Annotated in this window: 5 protein-coding genes; 1 reads left to right on the top strand and 4 read right to left on the bottom strand. The window is 55.1% G+C overall.

Annotated features, from left to right (window positions below; translation table 11 throughout):
- Window positions 1–90: 90 nt before the first annotated feature.
- Together EDC31_RS17230 and EDC31_RS17225 are read right to left on the bottom strand one after the other, a co-directional pair.
- On the bottom strand, window positions 91–459 hold the full coding sequence (locus EDC31_RS17230; RefSeq protein WP_204366711.1) for an IS5 family transposase: 369 nt from the start codon (window positions 457–459) through the stop codon (window positions 91–93).
- A 267-nt stretch (window positions 460–726) separates the two neighbouring features.
- A complete protein-coding gene (locus tag EDC31_RS17225) occupies window positions 727–1,860 on the bottom strand; it encodes an acyltransferase family protein (protein ID WP_042061757.1) in 1,134 nt (377 codons plus the stop codon).
- A 275-nt stretch (window positions 1,861–2,135) separates the two neighbouring features.
- Here EDC31_RS17225 and EDC31_RS17220 point away from each other — a divergent pair, with 275 nt between their 5' ends.
- Window positions 2,136–3,356 carry a hypothetical protein gene (locus tag EDC31_RS17220; protein WP_132127213.1) on the top strand — a complete coding sequence of 407 codons (1,221 nt, stop codon included), beginning with the start codon at window positions 2,136–2,138 and terminating at the stop codon, window positions 3,354–3,356.
- 84 nt (window positions 3,357–3,440) lie between these two features.
- Here the strand turns inward: EDC31_RS17220 and EDC31_RS17215 are convergent, their stop codons facing one another.
- Both EDC31_RS17215 and EDC31_RS17210 read right to left on the bottom strand, forming a co-directional pair.
- Window positions 3,441–3,875, bottom strand: a complete 435-nt coding sequence (locus EDC31_RS17215) for a ribbon-helix-helix domain-containing protein (RefSeq protein ID WP_132127212.1) — start codon at window positions 3,873–3,875, stop codon at window positions 3,441–3,443.
- A gap of 162 nt (window positions 3,876–4,037) precedes the next feature.
- Window positions 4,038–4,385: DUF3363 domain-containing protein (locus EDC31_RS17210; protein ID WP_132127211.1), on the bottom strand; the 348-nt coding region annotated here is incomplete at its 5' end.

Raw genomic sequence — 4,385 nt, 5'->3', positions numbered from 1 at the left:
CATCGCCAGCCCTCATCATAGCCGGTCTCCTATGAATCAGCGATCGGGCGTCAAGGGAATCCCTTCCCAATGTTTTATGCCAAAGTAGTGCTAGGTTCTGTTGACAAAAGACGGTAGCCACAATTTTACGGCTGCGAGGTTGAGAAAGGCGAGGAACGATTTTCTTGTCTTGTCATAGCGGGTTGCGATACGCCGAAACTGCTTCAGCTTGTTGAACATCCGCTCGATACGGTTGCGATCCCGATAACGACGGAAGTCGCAGGGGATATCCTTTGTGCGATTTGAACGCGGTGGGATTACGGGAAGAATGCCTCGAAAAAGCAGGTTCTCCCGTATCCTGTCACTATCATATCCCTTGTCGGCCAGAAATCGGCGCGGTGTCGCGACCGGCAGGTCCATCAGGGCATCAGCGCCGGAATAATCAGAAATTTCGCCCCCGTCAGGTCGCCACGCATCCACAGGTCTCCGTAAAGACCAGCATTGAATCACGTCCACGCCAGTCTGAAAAGACCTTTTGTCAACAGAACCTAGTGATTATGCTCTACTCGATATGGCACACAGACCGACGAGGAAGCTTCAGTGCTTCTCGCCGTCCTAAGTAGTCGTTTAATATCCACGCATTTGTACGACGCGCCTGTATCCGGGACTACCTATGATTACGATGGATTACGCATGGGCACGGTCCGGTCGATACCGACATTTTCTCCACATCGCAATCTAACACATTCAAATCACACGTCGCACGAACGGAATGGATCGAACAGCCCTCGTCAAGAGGAAGCTGGAAAGCAGCGTCACTCCCAAAACGAAAGTAGCTTTCGGGATCGCTCCCCAGGATACCGGCAGCAAATAAAACTGGACCCACGTCGCGAAGACATAGTGGATAATATAGACCCCGTAGGCTTGGCTTATAAGACGGTCCATCCATGTCGGTATGTTCCTGACATGACGCAGGCATAGGCCTGACATGGCCATACAGAACGACACGCAGCAAAAAACGAAGAGAACTGGTCGTAGACCTTCCATATTGAACGGAAGGCTTATAAAAAAATGGAGAGAAAACGCCCCTAGACACAGTGAAATCAACCAGTGACGTGCCGGTGCTCCATCCTGCTTAAAAAGGGAATGGCGAATGCCCGCAGCCCCTACCGCACAGCCCAGACCAAAGAAAAAAGCATATAGGCCGATCCGGCTCCCCTGAATAAAGAAAGGCCCCAGACTCAGCCAGCGCTCCGGACCAAAGAGAATTGTAAAAGGCAAATAAGCAAGAAGAGCCGCGATTATGATAGAGCTGGCGGCAAAAGCCGGGTGGCGATCCATGACATCAGGCACAATCGCCGCCAAACGCTTCGGAAGAGTAGGGAAAAGGCGGATTGTCAGAACGCACAGGGCGTCGAGGAGAAAGAGAAACCAGATAAACCAGGCGGGACCGCCTGGCCAATGATAACGACCAAAGTATCCATGCCAAAAGGTCAGGAGTGAGATCTGTGCTCCGGCCTGAAGAATGGATGGGTAATAAGCCAGTGGCATTATGATAGTCACGCAGACGACAAAGGGAAGGACAAGACGCAGAAGCCGGTCCTTTAGATAGTGAAGTGCCCCCTTCCGTTGCAAACTGGGCAACACAAACAGCCCCGAAATGAGAAACATGAGGGCCATGAAATAGGTATCGTTCCAGCGGACAAAGAGATCGAAACCGCTCCAACGCTGCTCGTCAACGATAGGCGCTGTCGAAAGAAGGTAATTCCGGTGGTTAAAATGACCGAAGACACAATAAGTCAGAACGGAATGATGCATGACGACGGCCAACGTCAGGCAGAATCGCAGCAACCCGATGGCCTGGTTATTCTTGTTCTTCATCGAATTCTTCTTTGTCCGTTATGATCCGACATGTTGGACGATCTTGCCGTGCGTTATGAGACGATAGGGATTCTGAACTCCAGAGCAAAGGCAATCTGATGATGTCCGTTTCGTGTTCACGACGATCCCTACTAATGTTCTCATCCGCCACAGCCTTTGTTGCGCAGGTTGGCTGCACACGTGCGGGCCGTCCAGAGACAACTGTCACGCTCTCCTATCGAGCCGGGAAACACGATCCGGACGGGCATTTTGCTGGCGGAACCGAGATGCGTGTCATGACTGCCCATGAGGGCAAGCTCTATGGCGGCAATGGCTACTGGGAGGACATTCCCGGACAGGAGGGTGCGCAAGCAGCCCAGATCCTTGTTTTGGAGACGCCTGATGGGGCATGGCGTGTCGATCACGATTTTGACGAGCGTCTCCCGGACGGGCGGCGGCGTCACCTTGCTGTAAGTGCGCTCCAAAGCATTCAGTTCGATACCGATGGGAGAGGAAAAACGCTTTCCCAGCCCGTTTCTCTCTTGCTGGCATCAACATGGGACCTGACCGGCACATCGCAGGTGTTCACACGCCACAATGATACGGGGAGATGGTCCGCCCTCATCCTGTCTGAAGACAAGCCTACCCCCAACTTTCTCCCCCAAATCCGGTGTTTCGGCAGTCATAAAGACCGTGTGACCGGTGCCGATCTTGTTTTCGCCGGACAGATGCCACGCGGGATTTTTTCAGGTTCATATGACCCTCAGACAAAGGGTCATATCCGGTGGTCATCCACCCCTGAAATCACGCCCGCTAGTATAAGTAATGCTTTTGCCGGACTGCATAGACGTCTTCGCGTAACAAGTTTCGCCGAAGCCAATGGCAGACTCTATGCTACGATTGGTCAGCATGTCTTTGAACGTATAGATGGGCCATCGCCTCAATGGCGCTCCATTTACACTAATTCCATACCGGGACGTTCGGAAACTGGCCTCAGAGGCTTGACTGCGGTGCCATTCGTCGGAACCTCAATGCTTCTTGCCACCGTCGAAGGCACAGCGGCGCGCGTTCTTCGAATCAATCCGGAAACGGGAGAAAACATTACCGAACTCGATCTATGCGCCTTTCTGAGTCAATCTTGGCGGATGGACGTCCGTTATGTCATCGCAGCCTACAACGACATGACCTCTGTTTCATTGCCAGAAGGCGAGAACGTGCTTCTGATCGGTCTAATGGCTTTCGTCGCCAAAAAAACTCCTGTTCCTGCTGGCCATCACGTGGTCGATATCGGCTATGGGGTTGTCGAGGCAGGTGCATGGTATCTCTTGCGCTGGCCAGATGGACACTACATGCTTAGACAACTCGCTGCACCGTTCCCACAAGCACCTGTCGCCATTCGGGCAATCAAGTGTTCACCATTTCCCGAAGATGGAAACTCTCTTTATTTCGCTGGCTACGACGCCAACAAAGCGTCCGCGCACAACAGTGCATGGATCGCCCGGGCTCAACGCATCTAGTCGTTTCCTGTTTCATGTTGATTGGTCCCATCTATCGGAATTTAGAAGCACGCAATATGTTCGCGCAATCTACTCCTATCGAGCTTACCTACTCGAATTCGTGTCCTTCTGCGCTGCGACATCCCGCACCCGATCATGTAGAAACCGCTGCCCCTTCGCCAGCCGCCGGACCAGCACCTCATTGAATTGGGCATACATATCCGCAGCTCGGTCCCTGGCGGCCTCGTTCTCGTTCGCCGGGATGGGAAGCTGGTGCCTCATCCAGGCACGGGTATAGAGCGCGAATGCCTCCCCCAGCACGGCGACCGCCTCGTCCACATCGTCGATCCGCCGCCCGAGCCGGTCCAGGCGCTTCGACAGGGCCGCATCCCGGCGTCCATCGTCCTCGCCGGACACGAGCGACAGCACCGCCGCCTCGATCACCGCCGATTTCGACACTTTCCGGCGCTCCGCCAGCGCCTCGACCTGCTTCAGCAGGCCCGGCTCGAAATACACGTTCATCCGCTGCCGTCTGGTCATCGTCGTGCTCCCGATCTGGAGGTCCGATGACAGATTGACGCGGAATTTTTGTCGCGCAAGTCCTTGTTGGATCGGTATCGTACAGGGGCGTAGCGTGGCGTAAAATTGGCGGGTTTTGTCGATGTTCGTCATGGTTTCGGAACGACTCGTGGTAGCATCCCGCTACAGGCCAAGCCCCCTGCCCCGGCCCATTTCCCAGGAGATGCCACCGTGCTCGTCCATGGAAATGGCCATCTCCTTCTGGCGCTGCCTGCCGATCTCCGGCCGCCAGGGCACCAGCGAGAATTCATGCCCGCTCTCCAGCACCGCGAAGCGCCCGCTGGCCAGATCGATCGGGCCTTTCATCGTGCCCTGGATGGTCTCGAAGCGATCGAGGGGGCGCCACAGCTTCCCCCGCTTTTCGGCCATGGCCTGCCCGACCCGTTCCACCTCCCGCCCTTCCAGCGTCGCCAGCAGGTTCCTGCGATAGCGGACCATGCCCTCCGGGGTGAGGCTGGCATCCCCACGGTC

This window comes from Acidomonas methanolica (genome assembly GCF_004346035.1).
Lineage (GTDB): Bacteria > Pseudomonadota > Alphaproteobacteria > Acetobacterales > Acetobacteraceae > Acidomonas > Acidomonas methanolica.
This window is presented reverse-complemented; position numbering and strand designations above follow the sequence as displayed.

Excerpts from the sequence above, each read along its gene's own strand:
- EDC31_RS17225 (WP_042061757.1), bottom strand. The coding sequence starts at position 1,860 with ATGAAGAACAAGAATAACCAGGCCATCGGGTTGCTGCGATTCTGCCTG.
- EDC31_RS17220 (WP_132127213.1), top strand. The coding sequence starts at position 2,136 with ATGACTGCCCATGAGGGCAAGCTCTATGGCGGCAATGGCTACTGGGAG.
- EDC31_RS17215 (WP_132127212.1), bottom strand. The coding sequence starts at position 3,875 with ATGACCAGACGGCAGCGGATGAACGTGTATTTCGAGCCGGGCCTGCTG.